The organism is Pseudoalteromonas sp. ATL1, from assembly GCF_058933015.1.
This window is the reverse complement of the sequence record NZ_JBZYXL010000001.1, coordinates 1,461,787-1,487,509: the sequence shown is the minus strand read 5'-3', so window position 1 is coordinate 1,487,509 and position 25,723 is coordinate 1,461,787. Positions and strand designations below refer to the sequence as shown.

General features: G+C 43.8%; 21 protein-coding genes. 6 read left to right on the top strand and 15 right to left on the bottom strand.

The window, feature by feature from the left end; all coding sequences use genetic code 11:
* Positions 1–10 precede the first annotated feature (10 nt).
* From AC5FX4_RS06600 to zntR, 7 genes are all read right to left on the bottom strand, one after another.
* On the bottom strand, positions 11–4,522 hold the full coding sequence (locus tag AC5FX4_RS06600) for an EAL domain-containing protein (RefSeq protein ID WP_493605670.1): 4,512 nt from the start codon (positions 4,520–4,522) through the stop codon (positions 11–13).
* 15 nt (positions 4,523–4,537) lie between these two features.
* Positions 4,538–4,939 (bottom strand): GNAT family N-acetyltransferase, encoded by a 402-nt coding sequence (locus AC5FX4_RS06595; RefSeq protein WP_493605669.1) that lies wholly within the window; start codon positions 4,937–4,939, stop codon positions 4,538–4,540.
* Position 4,940: 1 nt separating this feature from the next.
* Positions 4,941–5,147: a DUF3283 family protein gene (locus AC5FX4_RS06590; protein WP_493605668.1), complete on the bottom strand. Its 207-nt coding sequence runs from the start codon at positions 5,145–5,147 to the stop codon at positions 4,941–4,943.
* 75 nt (positions 5,148–5,222) lie between these two features.
* Entirely contained in the window at positions 5,223–5,471 is a 249-nt protein-coding gene (locus tag AC5FX4_RS06585; protein WP_493605667.1) for a DUF1289 domain-containing protein, read from the bottom strand.
* 108 nt (positions 5,472–5,579) lie between these two features.
* On the bottom strand, positions 5,580–6,692 hold the full coding sequence (locus tag AC5FX4_RS06580; RefSeq protein ID WP_493605666.1) for a lysophospholipid acyltransferase family protein: 1,113 nt from the start codon (positions 6,690–6,692) through the stop codon (positions 5,580–5,582).
* Positions 6,693–6,757: 65 nt separating this feature from the next.
* Complete coding sequence (locus AC5FX4_RS06575) at positions 6,758–8,002, bottom strand: SO_0444 family Cu/Zn efflux transporter (protein WP_493605665.1); 1,245 nt, start codon at positions 8,000–8,002, stop codon at positions 6,758–6,760.
* Positions 7,986–8,402, bottom strand: a complete 417-nt coding sequence (gene zntR / locus AC5FX4_RS06570; RefSeq protein WP_493605664.1) for a Zn(2+)-responsive transcriptional regulator — start codon at positions 8,400–8,402, stop codon at positions 7,986–7,988. Before zntR ends, AC5FX4_RS06575 begins: the two co-directional genes overlap by 17 nt.
* Before the next feature lie 70 nt (positions 8,403–8,472).
* On the opposite strand from zntR, the gene AC5FX4_RS06565 reads away from it, so the two are divergent.
* Together AC5FX4_RS06565 and AC5FX4_RS06560 are read left to right on the top strand one after the other, a co-directional pair.
* Entirely contained in the window at positions 8,473–9,420 is a 948-nt protein-coding gene (locus AC5FX4_RS06565) for a D-2-hydroxyacid dehydrogenase (RefSeq protein WP_493605663.1), read from the top strand.
* A gap of 143 nt (positions 9,421–9,563) precedes the next feature.
* Positions 9,564–9,938: a DUF3192 domain-containing protein gene (locus AC5FX4_RS06560; RefSeq protein WP_493605662.1), complete on the top strand. Its 375-nt coding sequence runs from the start codon at positions 9,564–9,566 to the stop codon at positions 9,936–9,938.
* 29 nt (positions 9,939–9,967) lie between these two features.
* Here AC5FX4_RS06560 and AC5FX4_RS06555 read toward each other — a convergent pair whose 3' ends face one another.
* The 3 genes from AC5FX4_RS06555 to AC5FX4_RS06545 all read right to left on the bottom strand — a co-directional run bounded on the left by AC5FX4_RS06555 (position 9,968) and on the right by AC5FX4_RS06545 (position 16,090).
* The gene (locus tag AC5FX4_RS06555; RefSeq protein WP_493605661.1) at positions 9,968–10,870 is read right to left on the bottom strand and encodes a GGDEF domain-containing response regulator; all 903 of its coding nucleotides are present in this window, start codon (positions 10,868–10,870) and stop codon (positions 9,968–9,970) included.
* Positions 10,871–14,581 carry a response regulator gene (locus tag AC5FX4_RS06550; RefSeq protein WP_493605660.1) on the bottom strand — a complete coding sequence of 1,237 codons (3,711 nt, stop codon included), beginning with the start codon at positions 14,579–14,581 and terminating at the stop codon, positions 10,871–10,873.
* Positions 14,582–14,683: 102 nt separating this feature from the next.
* Positions 14,684–16,090, bottom strand: a complete 1,407-nt coding sequence (locus AC5FX4_RS06545) for a PhoH family protein (RefSeq protein WP_493605659.1) — start codon at positions 16,088–16,090, stop codon at positions 14,684–14,686.
* Between the two features lie 286 nt (positions 16,091–16,376).
* Here AC5FX4_RS06545 and rapA point away from each other — a divergent pair, with 286 nt between their 5' ends.
* Together rapA and rluA are read left to right on the top strand one after the other, a co-directional pair.
* Positions 16,377–19,274, top strand: a complete 2,898-nt coding sequence (rapA, locus tag AC5FX4_RS06540) for an RNA polymerase-associated protein RapA (protein ID WP_493605658.1) — start codon at positions 16,377–16,379, stop codon at positions 19,272–19,274.
* A 118-nt stretch (positions 19,275–19,392) separates the two neighbouring features.
* The gene (gene rluA, locus AC5FX4_RS06535; RefSeq protein WP_493605657.1) at positions 19,393–20,046 is read left to right on the top strand and encodes a bifunctional tRNA pseudouridine(32) synthase/23S rRNA pseudouridine(746) synthase RluA; all 654 of its coding nucleotides are present in this window, start codon (positions 19,393–19,395) and stop codon (positions 20,044–20,046) included.
* A 36-nt stretch (positions 20,047–20,082) separates the two neighbouring features.
* Here the strand turns inward: rluA and AC5FX4_RS06530 are convergent, their stop codons facing one another.
* The 3 genes from AC5FX4_RS06530 to AC5FX4_RS06520 form a co-directional block, all read right to left on the bottom strand.
* Entirely contained in the window at positions 20,083–20,475 is a 393-nt protein-coding gene (locus tag AC5FX4_RS06530) for a hypothetical protein (RefSeq protein ID WP_493605656.1), read from the bottom strand.
* Positions 20,476–20,576: 101 nt separating this feature from the next.
* Positions 20,577–21,884 carry an amidohydrolase gene (locus tag AC5FX4_RS06525; protein WP_493605655.1) on the bottom strand — a complete coding sequence of 436 codons (1,308 nt, stop codon included), beginning with the start codon at positions 21,882–21,884 and terminating at the stop codon, positions 20,577–20,579.
* A 79-nt stretch (positions 21,885–21,963) separates the two neighbouring features.
* Positions 21,964–22,533, bottom strand: a complete 570-nt coding sequence (locus tag AC5FX4_RS06520; RefSeq protein WP_493605654.1) for a TetR/AcrR family transcriptional regulator — start codon at positions 22,531–22,533, stop codon at positions 21,964–21,966.
* A gap of 152 nt (positions 22,534–22,685) precedes the next feature.
* Here AC5FX4_RS06520 and AC5FX4_RS06515 point away from each other — a divergent pair, with 152 nt between their 5' ends.
* Positions 22,686–23,096 carry a nuclear transport factor 2 family protein gene (locus tag AC5FX4_RS06515; protein ID WP_493605653.1) on the top strand — a complete coding sequence of 137 codons (411 nt, stop codon included), beginning with the start codon at positions 22,686–22,688 and terminating at the stop codon, positions 23,094–23,096.
* Positions 23,097–23,116: 20 nt separating this feature from the next.
* Here the strand turns inward: AC5FX4_RS06515 and AC5FX4_RS06510 are convergent, their stop codons facing one another.
* Complete coding sequence (locus AC5FX4_RS06510) at positions 23,117–23,452, bottom strand: HIT family protein (RefSeq protein ID WP_493605652.1); 336 nt, start codon at positions 23,450–23,452, stop codon at positions 23,117–23,119.
* A gap of 309 nt (positions 23,453–23,761) precedes the next feature.
* Here AC5FX4_RS06510 and AC5FX4_RS06505 point away from each other — a divergent pair, with 309 nt between their 5' ends.
* Positions 23,762–24,907 carry a S8 family serine peptidase gene (locus AC5FX4_RS06505; RefSeq protein WP_493605651.1) on the top strand — a complete coding sequence of 382 codons (1,146 nt, stop codon included), beginning with the start codon at positions 23,762–23,764 and terminating at the stop codon, positions 24,905–24,907.
* 40 nt (positions 24,908–24,947) lie between these two features.
* Here the strand turns inward: AC5FX4_RS06505 and AC5FX4_RS06500 are convergent, their stop codons facing one another.
* Positions 24,948–25,670 (bottom strand): XRE family transcriptional regulator, encoded by a 723-nt coding sequence (locus AC5FX4_RS06500; protein ID WP_493605650.1) that lies wholly within the window; start codon positions 25,668–25,670, stop codon positions 24,948–24,950.
* Positions 25,671–25,723: the final 53 nt, after the last annotated feature.

Sequence of the window (25,723 nt, the reverse complement as noted above, 5' to 3'; positions counted from 1 at the left end):
TGCTCTTGTATTAACTAAATATAGGCTGCCAAGTATTTTCCAACATGGTGGCCACGAGCTCTCCACCTAGGGCCTCGCCAAACAATGGCCCTTGAAAATAATCGCAATCATGCATACGTAAAAAGCGTAGCTGCGCTTTTGTGGAAACGCCTTGTGCCACACACTGCATGCCTAAACTATGAGCGAGTGACAAACTCGAGTGAATAATGACTTCATGCTCTTTATCTACGCCAATATCAACCACAAAGTTATGAGCCACTTTAAGTACGTCAATGGGGAATCGCTTAAGTTGCGTCAATGAGGCATAGCCAGTCCCAAAGTCATCCATAAACAAACGACAACCGAGTACTTTTAACTGATACATTGCTTCAATAACATGCGCGGTATCCCCCATCATCAACGACTCTGATACTTCAAAAGCGACGTATTTCCCCTGCATATCTAAGCGACTGAATAATAAGCCAACTTTCTCTACTAAGTCGGCTTCAAAAAGATCCAAACTAGACAGATTAAGCGATATGTACAACTCTGGGTGAGTACAATGCCACTGTTTGAGTTCAATGAGCGCTCTTTCAAGCGTGTATAAAAAAATATCTTTGCAAAGACCAGTTTGTGCAGCACATAACATCGCATCTTGGCTATTGAAGCGCGCAATTTCAGGCCACTTAATTGACACTTCAAAGCCATCAACCGTCTTGCTCGTACCATTAATGATAGGCTGGTACAAGTTCGAAAACTCGCCTTCATATAAGGCTTGACGCAAGTCTTTTTCTAATACAAAAGTTTTTTGAACCTGCTGATTCATTTCTTGTCTGAAAAAATGCACGCCTGCGCAAGACTGCTGCATCGCATGATTAAGCGCCACCTTCGCATTTTGGCACAACGCAAATGCTTCTACACCATCCTCAGGCGCATACGCGACCCCCACAAAGGACTGTAATGTCAGCGATTGATTTACAATTTTGATGGGTTGTTCAAACTGTTGCAGTAAATTACGAATACATCGTGTTGGGTCTGTTAAATCTTTAAGTTGCTCAAGTAAAATATAAAACTCTTGTCCACCTTCCACACCAATACTGTCTTGCGCACGAAAACATTGACGAATCACTCCCACTAAATGTCTAACCACAAGCGCATATAATTCCGGCGATAGACTTTCTTGATAACGAGATAGTGCGCCAAAGCGTACCGAAACAATAACCACAGGTGCATTCTGTGTACGCTGTGACAAGGCATGTTGAACTCTATCGATAAACAAAACTTTATTCGGCAGCTGTGTGAGTAAATCGTAGTTCGCCAATTGGTACAGTTCTTTTTCCGTCCTCTTTTGAGAGGAGATATCTGTCAGTACGACAACATAGTTCTCTAATTCACCATTCGCGTCAGCCACTGCACTCACCTTAATAAGCACGTAACACACTTCTCCGCTAGGCTGTGTTAGCTGCTCTTCTGAGCTGTAGTGCTCGCCTGGTTTAAGTTCGGTCATCGCACGTAAGTAACGCATGCGTACGTGACGACTCAAACCGAGACTCAGTTTGGTGCTCGATACAGGTTCAGCTTCAATGCCAAATGCTTGCTGCAGTGCGGTGTTACACGCTTGGATTCTCAGGTTTTTATCTAATATAAATACCCAGTCTCGAGTTTGCTCGAAAGCAGCACCAAATAAGCGTGCACGCTCTTCAAAAATACGTTCTCGGGTTAGATTGGTATATGTCCCTGTCACACGTTCAGGTATTGTATCTCGCCACGCCATGACTTTCCCATAGTCCTTATACCAACGCCAGTGGCCTTTATGATGTTGTAATCGATAGGTGCAGTTAAACACCCCTTTATTGGTCGACACAAACTCGAGCCATTCAATGCGAAATAAGGCCCGATCATTGGGGTGAACAATATGGAGGTACTCATCTAATGTCACATTATCATGGGGATAGCCCAATTCAGTGGTCAAGCGCGGCTGATAAATCAAGTGATTGTCTAGCTTCCAATCCCACACCCCTGAACCGCTACTTTCAAGCGCGAGCTTAAGTCGTGCTTCACTGTTCTGTGTTTCTTTGTGCGCGGCAATGATCATCTGCTCTACTTTGTTCTTCCTATACATCCAAAGACTCAGCGAGAACAGGATAAAAAGAACGTAAGCAGCCAATGCCATAGGTGAGCGCCAGATGGGGTACTTAACGTTAATATTGAGCTTAGCTGGCTCTGTGTAGTCACCTGTCAACGGGTCCTTTGCCCACACTTTTAGCTGGTAATGACCAGGATTGAGCTTAGGAAATACCACGCGATTATTATTGCGGGTCAAGGTTTTTTGCCCACCCGATATTTGATATTCAAATACAACGCGGTCTCGGTGGTTGAAGATCATGGCCGAAAATGACACTTCTAGTCCAAGATCATCATGATTTAATTCAATTTCTTCTATAGCCTTTAGGCCATGATGCTCAAGCTTTCTCGACATTAGCTCAACAGAGGTAATATTCACCTGAGACAGCAAAGGTTTAGTTGGCCGATTGACCGAGGGGTCAAAAATGGTGAAGCCCTTTAAAGAACCGTACGCCAAGCGGCCATCATCCAACTTGGTAGACGCCCCCCAATTAAACTCATTCGCGTATAAGCCATCTTCAGTTGTAAATTGCTGCATGTGCAAATTATCAGGGTCTAAGCGCCAAATACCTTTATGAGACGACATCCATACCATACCCTTCTCATCAGAGTGCATCTCATACATGGGGGTATCAAGCTTAAGCTTCTTTAAGTCAATCGTATGTAATACTTCATAGCTTTTCGAGTCTAGGCCTACTAAGCCCATATTCGACATTGCGAGCCACAAAATGCCATTTTTATCTATGGTATAAGACAATAAGTTATCTGGAGAATGCTCATTCGCATTTGGCACGGCATATATTTTATCAAGCTTTTCAGTTTCAGGAACAAATCGATACAAAGTACCACCACTGAAAAACAATGGCTGGCCAGGTTTATCAGGCAGAGGCGTGCGAAATCCAAACGACAAAAATGGGTCCTCGCCTATCAGATCACCCTCTATTTTTTGCAATGATTGGTTTTCAATATTGTAGCGGAAATAGCCCTTATCACTGCTTACAAAATACAGATCACCATTGGGTAACAAAGTGACTCCAAATACGAAATCCTGCACGATTTCTTGGTCGCTTTTTGTCTTTGCATAGGGCCGTCTTATTTCATGTGTTTGTGGATCAAAGACAAATAACCCGCGATTTGTCATAAGCCAAAAGTCATCTTTGTACAAATACAATTGGGCGACGGCAAATTCGGGTAACACGGCTTCCCCCAAATATCCTTTGAGAAAGATGCCGGTCTTGCCTGTTTTGAGGTTGTAACGGGTTAATCCATCATGAGTCGCCGCCCAAATATCCCCTTTGTAATATTGTAGATCCCACACATTACTATGAGAAAATCCGTCCCCCTTTGCCGTTACCGGACTTACATTGGTAAAGTCAGCCTGTATCTTGGGTAAATAAAACGCACCATCCGTTCTTGTTGCGACCCATAAAGAACCTTGTTGGTCTTCAACAAAATCAATAATACTGCTGTCTGTGAGGCTCTTGTAAGTACTATTGGCAATACGCTCGTCTCGATGCAATTTTTTCGTGCCAATATCGTAATACATTAGTCCTTTATTGGTACCCAGCATGAGATATTCACGCTCAATCGCGATTTTCCAGATATTTAAGTCATCTATCAGTGTTTCAAATTGCCAACGGTTTTCTGAATATTCGAACTGCTCTTCTAATTGACTAATATCAACCTGATACAAGCCTTGCACTGCACCTATTAACAATGTTTGCGGATCCAGCAATGCTAATGACTTGGTATGAACCTGATACTCATGTTCTTCAATTTCTAAATGCTGTATTTTTATTAGTTTTTGTTTTTTATCGTGATAAACAAACGTTCCTTCAGAAGTCGCGATGAACAAGTAGTCACCCGAGCTCATAATGTCTCTCACAACGCCCGTTTCTTTACTGATTGGCAGTGGGATCTCTTTGGAAATATTGCCACTGTGAATGTCTAATACGGCGACATTGTCGCCTCGCGCAAGCCATAATTGACGGTCATTTTTCGTGAGCATCCGATTGACCGCTGTTCGCATAAACTCTTGTTCATTGCGCGGCGCATTGATGTACTTGCGAAACTTGTCTTTTTCGGGGTCGTAGCTAAACAAGCCAAAAGCTCGGGATGCGATCCAAATCCTTCCTTTGCTGTCTTGATAAATTCTGTCAATAATGTCTTCATCCAGTATGCCATCGGGTCCTTTGACTGACATAACTTGATAACCATCGTAGCGATTCAGTCCACCTTCCGTAGATAGCCAAAGGAAGCCATTTTTATCAAACATCAATGTGTTGACATAACTTTGCGATAGACCTTCGGCGGGGGATAAGCGCTCAACCTGAGCTGCATTGGCATTGTCTAAAGACACAACGCCCAACAAGATAACTGATAGGAAAAAAGCAATAAACTTGTAAATAATGCGACTCATACTTCTGAACATGAATTATTTGAATAGACACATTGCCACAATATCACGTTTTTGCGCAACATAACTGTTGAAATAGGGCGCTAAGCTTTGCGGAGTATCGCACTCTTGGAACCCTAATTGCTGATAGAATTGACATAAATGCCGATAAGCGAATGTATACACTGTCGTCTGCTGCTCTAGCAGTACTTTGGTTAATAATGCTCTGGCAATACCTTGACCACGATATTGTGGGGCCACTAACACTGAAGATAAAAACAATACCCCAGCTTTTTGCTGAACTCGGCATGCCGCAATAATATGCGGTAATTTAACCACCCAATTTTGATCTTGCTTGGTCGTTCTACCCCGCCCTCGGTACTGCTGATAAAATTTATTCACTAATGGCGTGGCAACAGCGGGAACTTGAGTAACTAACACCCTAGCCCGCGAGCATGATACTTAAGTAATATTCAAAGCGTTGTTTGAGGGTCGCTTGCTCTGACATGGGACGATTATTAATCGCTTCATAAACCGCTTCTCGCGTGTTTTTACCTCGCTTGATTTGATACGCCCAAAACGACGACTCATAATCAAGTTGAATTTGGTATTTTTCTTGTCTTGGCAATTTACACAGGTTGTAGCTCATAACTGTCACATTCAAATCACATGGGAAAGCGAAATTGTATCATAACTCATTGACGAGCGCGGAACATGAGACAAACTAAAAATCGAGTGATTGTTGATCCGTTGGCGTATTGTTTTCACTTTCTTGTTGCTTTTTCTTCGCCAGATAACGTTTGTAGCGCTGCTGGCACAAAGCAATCACTTTACGCTTTTGCGCATTACTGAGCGTATTCCAAGCAAAACGTTCCTCTCGGCTGCGATAGCACCCTTTACAATAACCACGATCATTTACTTGGCAGATCCCCTTACATGGACTGGGGATCTCAAAAATTTCTATTTGTTCCATAACATTCACACGACTTAGCTTCAGTGAGTATAACGCGAATATATGGACAAATAACAAACAAAAAAGCACGTTCCATAAACGTGCTTTTGTTCGTTACTATTTTTACCACTACAAATGGGACGCTTTGCGCTTAAATGGTTCGGCGTACATAGCCAGTACTTGCTCTTTAAGTTCTTCTGGCACTTGCTCTAAGCGTTTTATAAAATCTTGTTGCTCCGTGTCCGAGGCTTTGGCGACCTCACCCGCCGCAATATAGTTTGTTGGGTGAAGGTAGTATTGTCCAACTATCTGCTTATCAATACTCACAGCAAGCTCATCGGGGGTTTCACAACCAGCCTCGATTGGCTCACCAAAAGCAACATGAACATGTCCTTTATCTGTGCGAATACCTTCCAAAATGCTCTCAATATCTTCGCCTTGCGCTTTTACATACTGGCCAAACTCGCGCTTATGAACAAGTTCCTTCGCTTTAGCAACGGCACATGGCTCAAACTGATATGAAATCGAAACAGGCACTATCTTCAATTTACGCACATAGTCGTCAAACGGCATTTTTAGCTTACGCCCATGTAATTGCAGCATTTTTAACAGTGCCGGATCGGTTTTATCCACGCCATCCTTTGCACGCCCTTCTTTTTGCGCAATCCAAATCGAGTGCCCTGTATCTAATGAGTCATAAATGTAACTTGACAGTTCACTCAATGCTTTGAGCATTTCTTTAGGTGCTTTTGCTGAGCGATTCACGATAAAGCTCTTATTAAGTCTCATAAGCTCAGTGATATAGGGAACTTGCAACAGGTTGTCGCCAATGGCGATACGCACCGTATTCATATTATGCTTATGCAGGCCCCAGTTCATTAATGCTGGATCAAGTACGATATCGCGGTGGTTAGAAATAAACAAATAGGCTGCATCGTTGTCGAGTCTTTCTAACCCTGAGTAGGTCACGTTGCTCGTCGTATTATTAATCAGCATTTCAAGATAATAAGCGACCTCGTGCTGAACCTGCTCGACCGTAGAAAACTTGCCCCATTTCACCTTTAAACGAGCACGTACTAATGGACGAGCAACTGTAGACCAACGACTTAGCCACTTTGGTAAGTTATATTTGGCAATAACATCAATAAAGCTGTCATCATCCAATAAACGCTTTAGTGCGGCGGGTACTTCATCATCATTGTAAGGTCTTATTTGTGCGTACTTATCCACTAAACAACTCATTTTTAAAAGGATTAAATTACAAAGCGCGGTATTTTATCGCGCTTATCTTGTTTACGCCAAGATTATCAAGTCTGACCACCTTTGCAACTAGACAGTACCTTATTTGAATTTATTTTTCCCAATATGGAAATAATCACTAATCGAGCCATCAAGGCAAGTAGCAATAAGCCCGCTCCCATGCTTAACCAAGTTGGTAGTACTTCATGATGCATTTGTGTCATCGGCTCTACGGCGAAATCAAATTTAGAGACCAAAAAGTCAGTTAAAAAGCCAAACACGATAGCAACCCCAATCACCCCTGATAAATAGGCTATCACGGCACGTCGCCCCAACTCTTTCGCAACTACCCCTAAAGTGGCAATGTTGGTTGCTGGACCTGCAAGCATGAACACCAAAACCGCCCCGGGTGATACGCCGGCCATCAACAAACCAGCTGCAATAGGCGTGGAGGCTGTGGCACAAATGTACATCGGAATACTCACTAGGATCACCACCAGCATGGCCAGCACACCACTGCCCCATTGACTTAGAAACGATTCAGGCACATAAGTTTGCACCAACGCTGCGAAAAACAGCCCTATCATTAACCAAGTCATAGTATCAGAGAGCAATTTATTTGAACTGTATTTCGTGGCTTGCCATAGCTTGCTGGCTAAAGACACTTGCTCTGACGGGCTATCACTATCGCAACACGCACTTGAAGTTGTTTCACGCTCACAACAGTTATCGGAGGCTATCGATTGCTCGTTCATTGAATCTGGCGCACAACAACTTGAGGTGGTTTGCTGTGCCACTTCCTCTTTACTTGCACAACAGCTAGCTTTGGATTGGCTCTCGGCAACGGGAGCAGCCGCAGAACAGCAACTGCTGGTGCTATCGCTCTTTGCTTCAGAAGCCCTGACATGCTCGTGTTTATCTTCTCGGCCAACCAATACGCCAGCCACAATCGCACTGCAGACCGCTGCGATGGGCCTGATCACGGCCATAAATGGTCCAAGTAATACATAAGATACAGAAATAGAATCGACTCCCGTCTCTGGCGTAGAGACTAAGAATGCCGTTGTCGCGCTTTTTGAGCTTCCGGCCCGACGTAAACCAACGGCTGCGGGGATCACCCCACAAGAGCACAGAGGCATGGGCGCACCAATCAATGCAGCTTTGACCGTTGTCCAAAATCCTTCTTTGCCAAGGTGCTTTTGTAGAAAATCTTTGGGTATGAATACATTGATTAAACCGGCTAAAAGTAGCCCTAGCATGAGCCACGGTGCCGACAGCAAAAATAGCTGCCAAAAGTTATTGAGTAGTTCCATCGATATCCTCCAATGCCGTCAATATTGAGCAAAAATCAGCGCTTTCAGGGCCGCCGCAACAACGCTTTGCTAATTTAGCAAGCGATTGTTCAAAACGTTGTAGCTCCGCGATGCGCTCTCGTACCAGCGCTAATTTTTGTAAGGTGATCGCTTTGACCTCCTCACAACTATGCTGGTGCTTATCAATTTTTATTTCTAACAGTTCTTGAATTTCCTTGAGACTAAAACCGACCTCTTTGGCCCGTAAAATAAATTGCATCTGCTTGAACTGCGCTTCATCGTATACACGGTAGCCAGCATCACTGCGCCCTGAGGGCGTGAGTAATTGATGTTGTTCATAATAACGAAGCGTATCTGTTGATACACCTAATTGCTTTGCTAACACGCCGATTTTCATCATTCTCTCCTAAGTTCATGGTAAAGTATAAACCTTAGAGTAAACACCAAGGTCAAGCTTTTTAGAGAAAAATATGAATATTGTATTATTAGATGCACAAACCCTCGGCGGAGTCTCTTTGGAGCCACTTCAACAGCTAGGACAACTCACAATATACGCACACACACAAAGTGAGGAAGTGGTTGAGCGCTGTCAGAATGCACATGTCATCATTACCAATAAAGTGGTGATCAGTGCACAAGTCATGCGACAGTTACACAATCTAAAACTCATTTGCGTTGCGGCCACGGGCACTAACAATATTGATTTAAACGCGGCCAGCTCACTCGCCATCGCAGTAACGAACGTTGCGGGCTACTCTACTCCTTCAGTGGTACAGCATACTTTTGCACTGATTAGCAACTTACTCGGTAACGTACATCGCTACACACATGATTGCCAAATGGGCGAATGGCAAAAAAGCACGATGTTTTGTCGCCTCGATCATGCGATCACTGAAATTTATGGCAAAAAAATGGCAATTATTGGCTTTGGCACACTCGGTCAAGCGGTCGCTCATGTCGCCGAAGCTTACGGCGTACAGGTGCTGATAGCTGAACAGCGTCAACGCCTCAATACCCGCGCTGGCAGACTGCCATTTGTTGAAGCAGTAAAACAAGCCGACATAGTCTCTATTCATTGTCCACTCACCAGTGATACCGAGAATTTATTTGATCTTGATACGTTCGCACTGATGAAACCATCGGCTATTTTAATTAATACCGCTCGAGGTGGTATTGTGAACGAGCAAGCCCTCGCAGAAGCACTAAGCAAAAACATGATTGCTGGGGCCGCCACCGATGTACTGAGCCAAGAGCCAGCAAGCGCTGATAACCCGCTCATTCAATATCAAGGTGACAACTTGTTGATCACACCGCATGTGGCGTGGGCCAGTAAAGAGTCTATTACTCGACTAGTAACGGGCATTGCTCAAAACATCACTGATTTTTGCAATAAAAAACAGACCAACAGAGTGGTGTAATTTACTAAAAATTGGTATTTTAAGCGAAATTTTAAATTTAAGAACACTGTCAAAAACAATCAAGCTATTGATATTTAAATGATTTCAATAATTGGCAATGTATTTGCTTAGTAACAACTATATTTACGAAGGAAGTTATTATAATGAAAAAATTACTTATTGTTGCTGCGCTCGCTGTGCCTATGTTATCTGGTTGTGTTGTTGCTATCTCTGATGGCGAAGTAGAAAGTGGTTGGGCAAACGACCACAACAACTGGCAAAAAACGCAAAGAGACAATCGTCAAAAAATTTCTCAGCTAAGCATGGGAACCAGTTATCAAGACGTTTTAAATCGATTTAATACCCCTGATTTTACTGAGTTGGTCAAAAAAGGTGACGATGTTTATCAGGTACTATTTTTTGCAACCAACAGCAAACACTCAGATGGTAAAGTAACCAAAGATGAGTGCACGCCTTTAGTATTCAAAAATAATCTACTCGTTGGTTTTGGCGACACCGCAATGACAAATATTTTATAAACCGACAGAATACGCCGCTGACTGCTCGGTTAGCGGCTTTTTAATACCAGCCTTTGTTGATTTGTTTGTGCTTCAGACAAAGCATCATTGACATACTGCAAGCAAGCATTCACATCCGTCCCAGCTTGGCTCGCGATGAAAGCGACGCCAATACTAATACTCACATGCGCGCAAATGGGCGAACGTTGGTGAGGCAATAACAATTGATCAACTGCATCATGCAAAGCATTGGCAAGTTCCGAGACCACCTCATGACTACTACCAATAGCCAGCACGGCAAACCGAACACCATCAAAGCGCGCTAAAAAGCCATTATATTCATTCACGACTCGAGCGAGTGCGTGGGCAACCTTAATTAAGCACTCGTCACCCAAAGCATAACCATAGGCGTCGTTGTAATTTTTAAAAAAATCGATATCAATCAGCATTAAAGTTAGGCTTTGCCCTGATGCGTGACAGGTGCGACAACTTTTGGCTAAGCGCTCATCGAACAAGCGCCGATTAGGTAATTCAGTTAAGCCATCAATAGAGGCTAATTTCTCGAGCAAGTCTCTTTTTTTCTTCAGTGACAAATGGATTTTCACTCTTGCTCTGACAATCAAAGGACTAAAGGGTTTTGTAATGTAGTCAACCGCCCCCATCTGTAACCCTTGCGCTTCATCACTGTAGCTATTGCTGGCTGAGATGATGATCACGGGGATCATATACGTCGAAGGCGCATCTTTGAGTTTTTGCAACAAGACCGTGCCTTGTTGGTCGGTTTGTTTGATATCTGTAATGATCAAGTCAACATGATGCGTAGCAAGAAAGCTCATCGCTTCTTCACTCGACTCGAGCAAAGTTAGGTCACACTCATCGGACAAAGTGTTTTCTAGCACGACTCGGTTCAAGGGATCACTATCAACGACTAATACTCGTCCTTTGTCTTGCATCTATGCTCCTCGATATCTCATAGGTATAAACTGTTTTACCTGATTTAATCGTTTAGCTAATACTTCTTTCAAAGCTGGCTGTTGTAAGGAGCCAAATTCTTTCAAATGCCACTCGAGCGCTTTCGCCGCTTCTGATAGTGCAATAAAACCAATTCCTCCAGCCGCTCCTTTTACACTGTGCGCAATAGTTTCAAGTTGCTTGTCATCACAGTCTCGCTCGAGTTTGGATAAATACTCAGAACACATTAGCGCAAATTTATCTAGCATGCTATCAAGAAATTTATCATTACCCATCATTTGCTGCAAAGCTAATTCACTGTCAAAAAAGACATCCTCGGAATGAATGTAGGTTTGCAATGCCGTATGCAGTTGTGTTTGCGAAATAGGCTTTGTCAAGTAGTCATTCATGCCCACTTCAAGTGCGCGCTCTTTTTCACTCAGCTGTGAATTTGCGGTGAGCGCAATAATAGGACTTTCAAACTCTCGCAATACATCTCTAATGTCACTGGTTGCCTGATAACCATCAACGCCAGGCATATGAATGTCCATCAGTACAATATCGGGCTGCAAAGTGGCAACCAGCTCGGTGAGCGTTTGCGCTGACTGCTGCACAACGACATTGACGTGCAACACCTGCAACATATTGGCTGCAATATCCAAGTTTAAATTATTATCATCTACCACTAAACATAATTTCCCTGCGATCTTATGATCCAAGGTCTGAAATGCCTTAACTTCAAACTTACTACCTAAAAGGCATACCGCGCCTTGCATAAATACATCTGCATTGATAAAAGTAAGTCGCGAATGGGTGAAATGAGCAAGTGAATCTGGGGCGATGATTTGCTCCAAAGTATGCAAAGTAGCATCATGTTCATTTAACAACACAGCAGCATCGGGCATATCTGTCAGTACGAGAGATTTGTAAGCCCCGTGTTTAAGCGCTTGCAATGCTTGATTTGCACTGCAAACGACCTGAATTTGTGGATGTGAAAGAAAAGGCATCACATGCTCTTTTGCGCACAAGCAAAGTATCGGAGCATTGTCGTCAAAAATATGCGTTGGCACTTTATCTAACGACAGCGTGAAGAAAAACTGGCTCCCTTGTCCAAATTCACTTTTCAGCTCAATTTGGCTGCCGAGCAATGCCACTTCATGTTTCACAATAGCCAGCCCAAGCCCGATGCCTTCATGATAACGAGAGAAGGACTCATCACCTTGCGTAAACGCATCAAATAAACGATTTTGATCCTGCGCTTTTATCCCCACACCTGTGTCGCTAACGCAGAAGCAAATGTCCTGCTTTTCATCACTTTCATTGAGTACTTTCATACTCAAAGTGATCTGCCCATGTTCGGTATACTTAACCGCGTTATTCAATAAATTAATCAAAACTTGTTTAATTCTATTTTCATCGCTGTTTAAGGTAGGCCAAACGCGTTCATCAATTTGAGTAGTGAGCTGCAACTGTTTTTTCTCGCTCAATGGCGTGATGAGCTCTAAGCAGTCTTTTACAAGTGTCGCAACACAGAATTCAGCCACACACGGCACCGACACCCGCCCCTCAACTTTGGCATACGACAAAATACTATCAAGCATACTGAGTAGCTGATCCGACGCATGCTCAACCTGACCAAGGTGCACTTGCTGTTGTTCCGTCACGCCCTGTTTTTTAACGATATCCACCAGCCCTTGAATGACATTTAATGGTGTGCGTATCTCGTGGCTAATATTGGCAATAAAGCGGCTTTTCGCCAGCGTCGCACGTTCTGCATCCAGCTTAGTTTGTGTGAGGCTGGTTATATCTTGAAGGTGCAATACGTAGTACTTAGGCGTTTTGTTTTTATCCCAGACGAGTGACGCACTTAAGTGCAGCCACTTAAACGGCTCGGGCTGCGATAAACTAAGCTCGAGTACTTTTTTTGAGTCTTTCAACAGCATGTTGAGCAGATGAGATATTGCTAGATAACTGTCTGAATTAAACATCGACGACAAATGTACATGGGATTCATTATGTTGCTTCCCTAAGTAACGCTTAGCCGCTTTGTTCATTACCAACACGGTTTGCTTGAGCGAGACTAAAATAACCCCATTTGGCGCATATTCCATGGCCGCTTTGAAGTTTTCTTCAGAAGTTTGCAACGCACGCATGGCTCGTTGTTGCTCCGTAACATCCCGGGCAACTCCCAAAGTCCCCAACAACCCCTTTTGTCCATCAAGGAATGGGGCTAGCGTCAGCATGTAGCTTTTCTCATCGAGCTGTAATGTCGTGGTAAATGCATACTGTTGATCACGCATTTTTTGTTCCAGCTCAAGTAGCTCAGGATAGAGATCGGTAACCTCTTGATGTTCGCGTCCAACTAATTGAGCTTTTTCAACACCCAAAAATTGTTCAAAAGCACGGTTACAACCAATAAAAGAGCCATCGATATTTTTGAAATAAATCAGATCTGGCACCGTATCGAGTACTTTATCGAGCAGCGCAGCTTGTCGTTCTTTGGCATCGAGAGAACGAGATAAAGCACGACGTTGCTTTTGTACTTCCTCATCCAGTTCTTCGTTATGTGATTGTAAGCGTGAAAGCAGCGACTCCTTTTGCATGACCACTTGCTTTACCTGTGCAAACCACGGTTGCCAATCAATGGGGATCACATAATCAAAGGTACTTTGCGGCGACTGTTCTTGGTGCGTCAAATAACGGACAAAATAACTCACTGGTTGAATGAAAATACGATGACACAACCAACTGAGCATCATGTAGGTCGCTAACACAAACAGTAAAATAAAAGCAAATTCTAGAATTAGTTCATACACAATGGGTTTACGAAACTGAAATTCTTGCTGCACATACACCAAGTCTAACGGGCGCTGAGATTTAAGCTCATACAGTTCAATGCGCTCAGACCATGGAGCGGCCTCTTGTTGTTGTATGGGTGATTTAAACTCAAATCTCTGTGCATCGAGTATGTTTCGTTTATCTTTATTGATTAACAGCACTTGGCTTTGTGGTAACGATACGCTATCAAGCCAGTCGGCTACGCGCTCAACACTATAAACCAGAATGACATATTCATTGTGCGCACTACCACGCTGTTTAGCGATACTAAAAAATCGCTCGCCATTAATCATAGCCGTACGACTACTGCTAAAATTCGTCATGCTAAAGTCGGGCTCTAGGGCCCCCTCTAACAGTGCACTTAGCATATGGCTAGTATCACTTGCCCTTCTCTTTACAAATGCATAATGTCCCTCTTTTACATAAGCAATCGCCTCAACAGACGACATTAAAGACAATACGGTGTTAAATGCCGGTGCTAACGAGGAAAGTTGACGCCATTGAGATTGCTTCGTTGCCACATTGCTAAAATGTTTAAACCCCACAAATTCGGCACCAGAATGGGGCAGTTTGTGGTAAACATAATCCGCATCCGCATTTTTTTTTGGGTCAATTGACTCAAAAACATCATCAACCGGCGCTTGCTCTAGGCTGAGAAAAATACCATCTATCACACTGCTTGCTTGCGCCATTCTTTGATCAAGTTGCGCATCCAAAGCTTGGAAATGCGCTACGCGTTCCTCATATGCTCGAGTGAGCTTGAGGTGATAAAAATGCAAACACAGAAAAGCCGCGACCAATATCGAAATACACAACCCAATCACGGCTGCTCTGCGATATTTTTTAAGCGGTATGAAGTCGAGAGTCGTGTCCATTAAGATGGCATAGTTATTATGTTATAACGCAAACATTACCAGCAATCTGGCTTATGTCTATCAAAATGAGAGAGCAGGCCACCTTAGTGGCCTGATTGATTACTATAGATTTTCTTCTGCAAAAGAGGCTAAGCGACTGCGCACCACGCCGTTAAGATTGATGGTTGCACTGCCTTCAAAGTGTTTAAAACGTTCAACTAAATAGGTTAAGCCTGAAGTAACAGGGGTTAGATAGTTGCTATCAATTTGCGCTAAGTTACCAGTACAAATTAACTTAGTCCCTTCCCCACAACGCGTAATGATTGTTTTTAGCTGTGATGCCGTTAGGTTTTGACTTTCATCCAAAATCACCACTGCATTTTGGATACTGCGTCCACGCATGAAGTTAACCGACTTAAATTGAATATTCGCCTTTTCCATAATGTAATTGCGACTAGAAATTGGGCTTTCATCATTCTTATGAAGCACTTCTAATGTATCGGTAATTGCCGCCAGCCAAGGCGCCATTTTCTCTTCTTCTGTGCCAGGCAAAAAGCCAATACTTTCTGCTATTTCTGGCGTATTTCGCGTCACGATGACTTTGTCATACACGCCTTTTTCAATGATCATTTCCAGCGCACTGGCCAACGCTAACAGCGTTTTACCACACCCAGCTGGACCCGTTAAAATAACCAGTTCAATGTCTGGATCAAGTAATGCGTCCAGTGCCATTCCTTGATAAATATTCTTCGGTTTAACGCCCCATGCCATTTGATGCATCAATCGCTCTCGGCTTAAATCTTTGAGTGTGATCAGATGCTCATCATAAGCGGACACGCGAGCTGCGAAGTGCTCACCATCGTCTATCAAATATTCATTACAAAACACATCCGGCATTAACGAAGTTGGCACATGATGTACCGTATATCGACCTTGTTGCTCCGAAGTGCAGTCCCCCACGTTTTGCCAAAAATCTCCTTCTATCTTTTTAAAGCCTGTGCTAAGCAATTGAATATCATCAATAAGCTGATCGGTACGGTAATCTTCAACAAACTTTAATCCTGCCCCTTTCGCTTTCAGGCGCATGTTTATATCTTTAGTAACCAGTACCACCTTTTTGTCACTGTACTGCTTTTGCAATTGTACTGCGCAGTTAATAATCCGATGATCGTTCTCATTACCCGGTAAGCCCGAAATGCTATCGGGAAACAAGTGATCGTTCACAATAACCAACTTGCCGCGGGCAAGCGTATCTACCTCTTTACTGGATTGAATACTTGGTAAAAGTACCCCTTCTAACATTTGTTCCGGGGTTGCATCTTTCAATACGCCATCTAGGCTGCGAATTGCCACTCGGGCATCACGACTTACATCGCTCTTTCTATCTTTAATATGATCTAGCTCTTCAAGCACTGTCATGGGAATTACCACGTCATGTTCTTGAAAGGAAAGATAAGCGAGGGGTTCATGGAGTAGTACGTTGGTGTCAAGCACGTACACTTTTCTGTCGAGGTCTTGATCTTTTCCCATAGCGCATTCCTGTCGTTTGCAATGATATATGCTATACCCATTAGATTCATTGATGGTGGCATCAACAACCCTATGGCTATAAACCAAGTTTAGTCTATTTGTCCTGAAAGTCTGTTTCATGACAACTGACTGCGCATTTTTTAGCCAAACCATGGCTTCGATTGCGCGTTTCATATACTGCAAATTCACATTGCCAGATATGCACATTCAACGTCAATAAACAAGATTGAACAACGCCATGTGAACGGGTAACATAGCCGCCTTTTTCTGCTTAGACGAGACAAACATGAACTTTTCTTTAGGTCAACGCTGGATCAGTGATACTGAATCAGATTTAGGATTGGGTACCATCGTGGCTATTGAAGGCCGCCAAGTTACTATATTGTTCCCCGCCAGTGGAGAAAACCGAGTTTATTCAATGCAAGAAGCGCCAGTAACTCGTGTTGTATTCAATCCAGGAGATATCATTCGTCACGTTGAAGAATGGGAACTTCAAGTAGAGACGGTTGAACAACAGGGCGACCTACTTTGTTACCATGGCACTCGTCTAGATACACAAGAAAAAACCACGTTAAAAGAAATGTTTCTTGATCACTTCATCAAGTTCAACAAACCGCAAGATAGACTTTTTGCGGGCCAAGTGGACCGTTTTGACCGTTACACGTTGCGTTACCAAACATGGCAGCACCAATTCAATCGTCAGCAGTCACATTTGAAAGGGGTTGTAGGACAACGTGCCAGCCTTATTCCGCACCAATTGTATATCGCCGATGAAGTCGGTAAGCGTTTTGCACCGCGTGTTTTGTTATCGGATGAAGTGGGTTTAGGTAAAACCATTGAAGCGGGTATGATTTTACACCAGCAGATCTTAACGGGTCGCGCCAACCGTGTGTTGATTGTTGTGCCTGAGAACCTACAACACCAGTGGCTTGTTGAAATGCTACGTCGTTTCAACTTACGCTTTTCTATTTTTGATGAAGAACGTTGCGACGAAGCTTTTGCTGACTCTCCAAATGTGTTTGAAACCGAGCAACTGGTTTTAGTCAGTCTTGAATTTATTACTAAAAAGCGCCGCTGGTTTGAACAAGCAACATTGGCTGATTGGGATCTACTAGTCATCGACGAAGCACATCACTTAACGGTGACTAAAGACAAGCCTAGTACTGAATACATGCGCATGGCTGAGCTAAGCCAAGACATTCCGGGCTTAATCTTGCTCACAGCAACTCCAGATCAACTTGGTCACTACAGCCACTTTGCGCGCTTACAGCTGCTAGACCCTGACAGATTCTACGACTATGACAAATTTGTCGAAGAAGAAAGTCATTACAAAGAAGTGGCCGATGCCGCTAACCAGTTACTGCAAGATGGCGCGTTAGACGACAAAGGCGAAGCCACCATTACACAGCTGCTAAAAGAAACCGACATTTCTGCGTTGTTAAAGCAAGCACAGTCAGGTGACGATGCTGCCAAACAAGAAATCTTATCTATGCTGCTAGACCGTCACGGGACAGGGCGTATCTTGTTCCGCAACAGCCGCAGCGGCATTGAGGGCTACCCTAGCCGTAAATTACACAGCTACCCGGTTGAATTACCAAAACAATACAAAACTGCGATGTCGGTACTTGGCAGTATGGCCGGTATCCAAAGTGCAGAAAAATCCGCATTACGCGCGTTATTCCCTGAAAAAATCTTCCAAGAATTTGAAGGGGCTGGTAGTAGCTGGGCAACGTTCGACCCACGTGTAAATTGGCTAATCGACACGCTTAAAACATTAAAACACGAAAAAGTACTGTTGATCTGTGCTGAAGCACAAACCGCCATCAGTCTTGAACAAGTATTGCGTGAGCGTGAAGCCATTAAAGCCGCGGTATTCCACGAAGGCATGTCAATTGTTGAACGTGACCGCGCAGCGGCGTTTTTTGCCGATGAATACGACAGCGCACAAGTCTTGCTATGTTCTGAAATTGGTTCAGAGGGACGTAACTTCCAATTCTCGCATCACTTAGTTTTGTTTGATTTACCACTCAACCCTGACCTACTCGAGCAACGTATAGGTCGTCTTGACCGTATCGGGCAAAAATTTGATGTGAATATTCACGTGCCATATTTTGAAAATACCGCACAAGAAGTTTTACTGCGCTGGTACCAAGAAGGCTTAGATGCGTTTGAAAGCACCAGCACGACGGGCCAATTGCTTTATAAAGAGTTCTCAGAAGAGTTGTTAGAATTCATTGGTGAGCACAATTGCGACGAAGAGAGCCTAGACCCGCTACTAGAACAAGTGGCTAAGCAAAACCGTGTGCTACGCTCGCAAATGGAGCAAGGCCGAGATCGCTTGTTAGAGTTACACTCAAGCGGCCAAGGTAAAGCACAAAAGCTGGTTGCTGAAATTGAGCAGCTTGATGATGACGTGGTGCTACCTGCATACATGATCAATGCCTTTGATATTTTTGGCGTATCGCAAGAAGATAAAGGCGAAAACACCATTATCTTAAAGCCGACTGAGCACATGCTAAACCCGTCATTCCCTTGTTTAAAAGACGATGGCATTACCGTGACTTTTGACCGTGCGACGGCCTTGTCTCAAGAAGATGCGCATTTCATCAGCTGGGATCACCCTATGGTGCAAGGTACCATGGATATGATCTGCGATGATGATTTTGGTAGCGCTTCTGTTGCCCTGCTGAAAAACAAAAAGCTACCCGCAGGTACCTTCTTCGTTGAATTGATTTTTATCGCCGAAGCGTCAGCACCAAAAGCACTGCAGCTAGGTCGTTTCTTACCACCTACACCTATCCGCATTTTAATGGATAAAGCAGGTAACAACTTAGCAGCTAATGTGGCGTTCGATGCGTTTAACAATCAGTTATCGGCAGTAGGTCGTCAAACGGCGAGTAAACTAGCCAATGCTTTACAAAGCGCAATTCATCCGTTAATCGCCAAAGCCAACGAACTGGCTTCAAGCGAATTGGATAGCATTCAAACGCAAGCTCAGCAAAAGATGCTGAATGTCATGGACGATGAGCAAAGCCGCTTAACCGCGCTCAAAGCCATCAACCCAAACATTCGTGATGAAGAAATCAAAGTATTTGATAAACAAAGAGAAGCACTGACTAGCCACATCGCCAAGGCGCAATTAAAGCTTGATGCAATTCGTTTAATTGTGGTCACACACGAGTAATCATACCTCTTGAGCCGTATGCCAATCACTGGCATACGGCGCTTTCTTAACTGCCATTATTTGCTAATACATAAAACCCCGTTAAAATAGCGCGCTGAGCGATTCAAAGGGCTTTATTGTGCTGTTAAATTATGCGCCACCGCGCGACCCCTATCTAGAGATTTTGTATCAAGACGACCACATGCTAGTGATCAATAAACCAAGTGGCTTGCTCACGGTGCCTGGTAAAGACCCCAAACATGCAGACAGCGCGATCAGTCGAGTCAATACTGTATTTCCAACCGCGCGTATTGTGCACCGTCTAGATATGGCCACCTCAGGCGTCCTGTGTCTTGCTATGAACAAAGAAGCCCATCGATTTTTGAGTATTCAATTTCAAGACAGATTAACGCACAAGCACTATATTGCCCGAGTTTTTGGCAAGCTTGAACAGCCAACCGGGTCTGTCGATTTACCCCTCATTTGCGATTGGCCAAACCGACCTAAACAAATGGTATGCCATGAAACGGGTAAACCTTCACTTACCCACTTTGAGGTACTCAATTACGAGGACAAAGCAACGCGCGTTAAGCTTACGCCAATCACCGGCCGTTCACACCAATTGCGCGTACACATGCTGTCTTTAGGCCATGTGATTTTGGGCGACAGACTATACGCCAAAGACGAAGCGCTAGCTGCGGCTTCCCGTTTGCAACTGCATGCCGAAATGCTGCAAATAAGCCATCCAATAACTGAGCAGTTAATGACTTTCGAGGCTCCAGTGCCGTTTTAACCAGCCGCATTGGATTAAATAATATTGCTGCAAACGTTACGCTTTCGCATTGATTTGGGGCGCCAATTGGTACCCTTGATAGTGATTGAGTCGCTCTAAGAAATGTTCCAGTTTTGCGGTATCCGCTCCACGGGCGCGTTCAAACGCAATTTCTTGTTCAATTTGTGCTAAAAAATTACCGCTTGATTTACCCTTTAGTTCCCCGTTTTCGAGTACAAAATGGTCGACAGGCAGCCGAAAAAGCAAACTGTCATCGCCCGTTTCACGGATCAATGCATTTAGCTCATCAAGGCCAATGTTACGCATATCAATCGCTCGACGACTGCTTTGAACAGCGGAAGGCTCAGAAGGCAAAGTATTGCCTTCTTGGTGAGACAATTTAGCACTACCATAACGGTTAAACATGCCTAAGACGTTAGCTACTTGCATTATCAAAGTCCTTTTGTGAAGTTAAGACATTACAATAAGCAAAATTCATACACAAACGACTTTGCACTGTGCCTTTTAAGCTTACTCAACCTCAGCTGAGGTTACTGATTAAACAACCCCAATGCACTGGTGGTCATCGCTCTGACGCCGGTATGAATAGCTTTAGGATAGTCCGGTGCAAATTTGCTTGAATGCAACGATGGCAGTGTATCCCCATTGTCTTGTGCTTGTTGATACAAATTAGGCTCAACCCCACCTAACCAGAAAATAGTGATAGGCACGTCTTCATCCGTTAAACCATACAAACCAAAGTCTTCACCCGCCATAACTGGCTCCGACTGCCAGACGTTGTTTTCACCCAACTCTTTCTTGATTGACTGGGTTACCTGTTCAGCGAGATTGGGATCGTTGAAAGTTGAAGGAATAGTTTCCTCTTCATGCACATACACCACAGGCGCTAATTCTTCAGGCAAACCCGCACTGAGCGCTATACCCTTGGTAAGACGGTCGAGAGTCGCAATTTGTTGTGCTCTGACTTTCGGGTCGTAAGAACGTAAGGTTAGTTGCAGCTTCACTTCGTTAGAAATGATGTTGTGCTTGGAACCTCCATGAATTGAACCGACTGTGATCACCGATGGCTGCAGCGGCGAAATTTCACGGCTGGTTATCGTTTGCAATGCCAAGACAATACGCGACGCCAATACCACGGGGTCAACCGTCGTATGTGGATACGCGCCATGTCCGCCTTTACCTTTGACGGTGATATCAACCGAGTCGACGTTGGCCAATGCATAGCCTGGTGCAATGGCAACTTTACCGGCAGGCACCGATGCACTCACGTGCAAGCCCAATACATGATCAGGCTTAGCAAACTTGCTAAACAGGCCATCCTTCAACATGGCTTTCGCCCCCGCGCCTACTTCTTCGGCGGGTTGCGCCACCATCATCAAAGTACCCTGCCAGTTATCTTTTTGCGCTGCGAGTTGTTTAGCCGTACCAATGAAACTGGTCATATGAATATCATGACCACAGCCATGCATCACGCCCACTTCGTTGTTGTTTTTATCCAACGTTTTAACCTTTGACGCATAAGCTTTACCGGTTTGCTCGATGATTGGCAAACCATCCGTGTCGGCACGGATCATAACAGTTGGCCCATCGCCATTTTTTAACAAACCCACAACTCCGTGGCCACCCACGTGCTCTGTTACTTCAAAACCAAACGCTTTCAATTCTTTAGCAAGACGCGACGCGGTGTTTTTTTCCTGATACGACAGTTCAGGATTTTGGTGCAAGTGTAGATACAAGCTTTCGAGCGAAGGCATATCAGCCATAACACTGCTGTCTAATGATGATGCATTAGCAAAAAAAGTACTGATCAAAGATAAGGTCAAAAGCGATTTTTTCATTATTATTCTTCAGCTACAAATTAACGAGGCTTCAAGTTAGCAACATCTTCTTTACCGTACAAGCGCCATAACGCTCGACTCAATGCTGGTTATGAATATTTACCAGCAACTTAGCAACCGTTTTGGCGTCATTCGCCGCTTTTTTGTTGCCATTTACATGGGCATCCACAATCGCGCCTTCCATCAACAACATCAGTTGCTTGGTTAAAACGTCGGGTGAAATAAGCTTAGCGCGTTCACACAAACTCAATACCCAATTGGCAATTCGTTGCTTGTGCGCTGCACACAATTGATGGCAAGGATGCTCAAATTGAGAAAATTCACCAGCGGCGTTAATGAACATACAGCCAAGAAAATTGTCTTGGTTAAACCATTCGTCTAAAACATCAAATAAACCGATGAGCTGCATTTTAGGGTATTCACTGTTAGCCACTGCACCGCTCGTTAGAAAATCAAAAAAGTCATTATCACGCTTCTCTAAAACCGCCGCTATCAATGCATCTTTCGATTCAAAGTGGTTATAAAGTGTTTTTTTTGACACCTTGGCAGTGGCGATGATCAAGTCGATACCAGTTGCATGAAAGCCATGGCGATAAAACAGCTCTAAGGCATGCGCAATCAAATGCGCTCGCTTGGAAACCGCGGGCATAACCTCTCCCTATTAAGGTAAACAGATAAGTTTAGTATCAAATTAGATTATCCAACGTCCTTTTCAGAAACTCAACATAAAAAACAGTTGTGAAAGGAAACAGATCTGTATACATTTAAAGGTAAACCAATCTGTATACTATGGAGAAACTGATGACACAACCACTCATCCCCCCGTTCACGCTTGAAACCGCACTGGCAAAAGTCAAAAGAGCAGAAGATTTATGGAACCGTAAAGAGCCCAGTGAAGTTGCACTTGCCTATACCATTGATTCTAAATGGCGAAATCGCGGTGCATTTATTCAGGGACGAGAACAAATCGAATCCTTTTTAGCCCAGAAATGGCGAAAAGAGCACAATTACAAACTGAGAAAAGAATTATTTACCTTCAGTGATGATCGCATTGCCGTTCATTTTCAGTATGAATATCAAGATGAGGCGGGCCAATGGTATCGAGCGTATGGCAATGAGCATTGGCAGTTTGATGCGCAGGGCTTGATGCACACTCGAGACGCCAGCATTAATGAAACCCCTATCACCAGCACAGAGCGGCAGATACTGTAGTTGCGTATGTATGAGTAAATTTATGGTGTGCCAATTGGTTCACCATAATTGATGTGAAAATGCAGATGCTTTGAATCTTGATAATCACCCAAGTTAGTTAAAACACGACAGGCCCCAAAACGCTTTTCTACATCCTGAGCCACAATGCGCACTATCTCGAGTACTTGATGCAACTGCTCTGCTGTGCCTTCCCCAAGATTGGTCAGAGAGGGAATGTGTTGCTTTGGAATGACAACAATATGTACGGGCCAAAATGGTTGAGTATGATGAAATGCCAGCACGTTTTCACACTCATAAACAATATCGATTGGCGTTTTACCACTCAACGCTTGCTCACAGTAAAAGTCACTATTCATCAATGTTTCCTTTAGATTATGCGCCGTACTCTTTTTCAGTTAAGCAGAAAAATTGGCATACAGTAAAAGTAAATTATCACCGAATTACGCATGGGTAAAAAACCACTCAAACCGCATATTTATACCTAACAAGATCTGCAAATAGAATTAAATTACCAAATCAAACCATAACAAAACTCATTTATGCACCCAGAAGGGGAAATATGAATTTTTTATCATTTCAACTTTGACAACTGTTAAATTATGTCTAAATTTGTAAACAGCCTTTAACAAAGGTTAAAAAATCTAATAATTATAAATAGGAACAACATGATGAAAAAATCTCTTCTAACTTTGTCTATCGCTTTTGCTATGTCTAGCACAACTTCATTTGCTCAAGATGCAAGTTTCCAAGGTGCAGCTGCGGATATCGAAATCGCAAATACCTGTATCGTGCGTTTCAATGACGGTATCTCAAAGTTTGATGTGGAAGGAAAAGCACGAGGCATGGTGGCAAAAGCCAATGCGCAAGCCAAACACATTTATAAAAACAGCATCAAAGGTATGGCTGTGAACATGAGTTGTGACAAGGCAAAAGCATTATTTGCCGACAGTGGCGATGTAATGCGCTTTACACCTGATGGTAAAGTGTATGCAAACCCTGCAAACATTCAGGCAAAACCAGATGTTAATATCAGTGCAGCGCAGCAAACGCCATGGAGTGTAACGCGTGTGGGCGGCCCTGTTGATGGCAGCAATCATACTGCGTGGGTTATTGATACGGGTATTGACCTTGATCACGCCGACTTAAATGTCGACGCGAGCAAAGGTTTTTCAGCATTTACAAAAGGTCGTAATGCTGGCATGGATGATAAGAATGGTCACGGTACACATGTTGCGGGCACAATTGCCGCGATAGATAACGGCATTGATGTTGTGGGTGTTGCCGCTGGCGCCACAGTGGTACCCGTTAAAGTACTCGATTCACGTGGCTCTGGCAGCTGGTCTGGCGTATTAGCCGGTATTGATCATGTTGCTGCGAATGCAAGTTCTGGTGATTGTGCGAATATGAGCTTAGGGGGAGGCTTTAATCAGGAGCTAAATGATGCTGTAGAAAATGCAGCACAGCAATCGGGGGCATTTTTTGTCGTGGCGGCAGGTAACGAAAGTCAACATGCAAGCAATGTATCTCCAGCGAGTGCATCACATAATCGCGTATTTACCATTTCAGCTACAGACTCTAACGACAATTTTGCTAGCTTCTCAAACTATGGCAACCCGCCAGTTGATTACGCGGCACCAGGTGTAAGCATTCTGTCAACACGCAGCGGTGGTGGCACAACCACGATGTCGGGCACATCAATGGCATCGCCAGCAGCTTGTGCTGTGATCATGATGAGCAACGGCAACCCTAGCACTGACGGTAAAGCTAACGGTGATCCAGATGGCAATGTCGATAGCATCGTTCATTTATAATCCCCAGTAACACCACGGTGTATCATTATGATACACCGTTTTATGCCAGATCCTTTCCTATCCACACCACCTTACCAATGATTTCAAGTTGCTCTAATTCATGTGGTTGAACATGTTGATCAACATACTCTTTATTGTCACTGATCAGTCTTACCGAACCATCAAGATACTGCTGTAATCGCTTGGCATAGAGTTCTTCTCCTAAACGAACAACATAGATCAAACCTTCGCTGAGCTTTTTATCGGATAGATCCACTAAAATAGTATTATTGTTATGAATGGTTGGCTCCATAGAGTCACCCTTTGCAAACACCACAGCCAACTGGCTTTTATCTAGTCCTTTATAGTCTATCCATTTTTTCCTGAACGCCAGATGCCGTTCGATACGTGCCGCATCATTAAATGCGCCGTGTCCTGTACTCACTGAAATATGATAGCCAGGGACCAAAATAAACTCTTCTTCAAACTCATCGACGCTGACGACGCGCTGGCTTAATAATGGAGAAGTGCCTTGAGTTTGTGCTTCACCCATGCCCTTAACTAGCCACATAAAATCAACACCCGCTTGCTCTGCGATCCGTTCAATCACACTCAGTTTGGGATCTTCACCCTTTAAAATTCTACGCAGAGTACCTTCAGAAACACCAATTTTCGACGCAAATGTACGAATGCTGTCTGGTTTAATGGCCTGCTCAACGCGCGTAGAAAATGATGTTGAACCAGAGTCTGCGCCATCTGCGCTATTGTTTAAATTATCAGACATATCAATTATCCCTTCATATTAGAGAGTAAAAAATTCCGCGCTCTTAGACACCA

Coding starts and splice junctions, on each gene's coding strand:
- AC5FX4_RS06600 (WP_493605670.1), bottom strand. CDS start 4,522: ATGAGTCGCATTATTTACAAGTTTATTGCTTTTTTCCTATCAGTTATC.
- AC5FX4_RS06590 (WP_493605668.1), bottom strand. CDS start 5,147: ATGAGCTACAACCTGTGTAAATTGCCAAGACAAGAAAAATACCAAATT.
- AC5FX4_RS06585 (WP_493605667.1), bottom strand. CDS start 5,471: ATGGAACAAATAGAAATTTTTGAGATCCCCAGTCCATGTAAGGGGATC.
- AC5FX4_RS06580 (WP_493605666.1), bottom strand. CDS start 6,692: ATGAGTTGTTTAGTGGATAAGTACGCACAAATAAGACCTTACAATGAT.
- AC5FX4_RS06575 (WP_493605665.1), bottom strand. CDS start 8,002: ATGGAACTACTCAATAACTTTTGGCAGCTATTTTTGCTGTCGGCACCG.
- zntR (WP_493605664.1), bottom strand. CDS start 8,402: ATGATGAAAATCGGCGTGTTAGCAAAGCAATTAGGTGTATCAACAGAT.
- AC5FX4_RS06565 (WP_493605663.1), top strand. CDS start 8,473: ATGAATATTGTATTATTAGATGCACAAACCCTCGGCGGAGTCTCTTTG.
- AC5FX4_RS06560 (WP_493605662.1), top strand. CDS start 9,564: ATGAAAAAATTACTTATTGTTGCTGCGCTCGCTGTGCCTATGTTATCT.
- AC5FX4_RS06555 (WP_493605661.1), bottom strand. CDS start 10,870: ATGCAAGACAAAGGACGAGTATTAGTCGTTGATAGTGATCCCTTGAAC.
- AC5FX4_RS06550 (WP_493605660.1), bottom strand. CDS start 14,581: ATGGACACGACTCTCGACTTCATACCGCTTAAAAAATATCGCAGAGCA.
- AC5FX4_RS06545 (WP_493605659.1), bottom strand. CDS start 16,090: ATGGGAAAAGATCAAGACCTCGACAGAAAAGTGTACGTGCTTGACACC.
- rapA (WP_493605658.1), top strand. CDS start 16,377: ATGAACTTTTCTTTAGGTCAACGCTGGATCAGTGATACTGAATCAGAT.
- AC5FX4_RS06530 (WP_493605656.1), bottom strand. CDS start 20,475: ATGCAAGTAGCTAACGTCTTAGGCATGTTTAACCGTTATGGTAGTGCT.
- AC5FX4_RS06525 (WP_493605655.1), bottom strand. CDS start 21,884: ATGAAAAAATCGCTTTTGACCTTATCTTTGATCAGTACTTTTTTTGCT.
- AC5FX4_RS06520 (WP_493605654.1), bottom strand. CDS start 22,533: ATGCCCGCGGTTTCCAAGCGAGCGCATTTGATTGCGCATGCCTTAGAG.
- AC5FX4_RS06515 (WP_493605653.1), top strand. CDS start 22,686: ATGACACAACCACTCATCCCCCCGTTCACGCTTGAAACCGCACTGGCA.
- AC5FX4_RS06510 (WP_493605652.1), bottom strand. CDS start 23,452: ATGAATAGTGACTTTTACTGTGAGCAAGCGTTGAGTGGTAAAACGCCA.
- AC5FX4_RS06505 (WP_493605651.1), top strand. CDS start 23,762: ATGATGAAAAAATCTCTTCTAACTTTGTCTATCGCTTTTGCTATGTCT.
- AC5FX4_RS06500 (WP_493605650.1), bottom strand. CDS start 25,670: ATGTCTGATAATTTAAACAATAGCGCAGATGGCGCAGACTCTGGTTCA.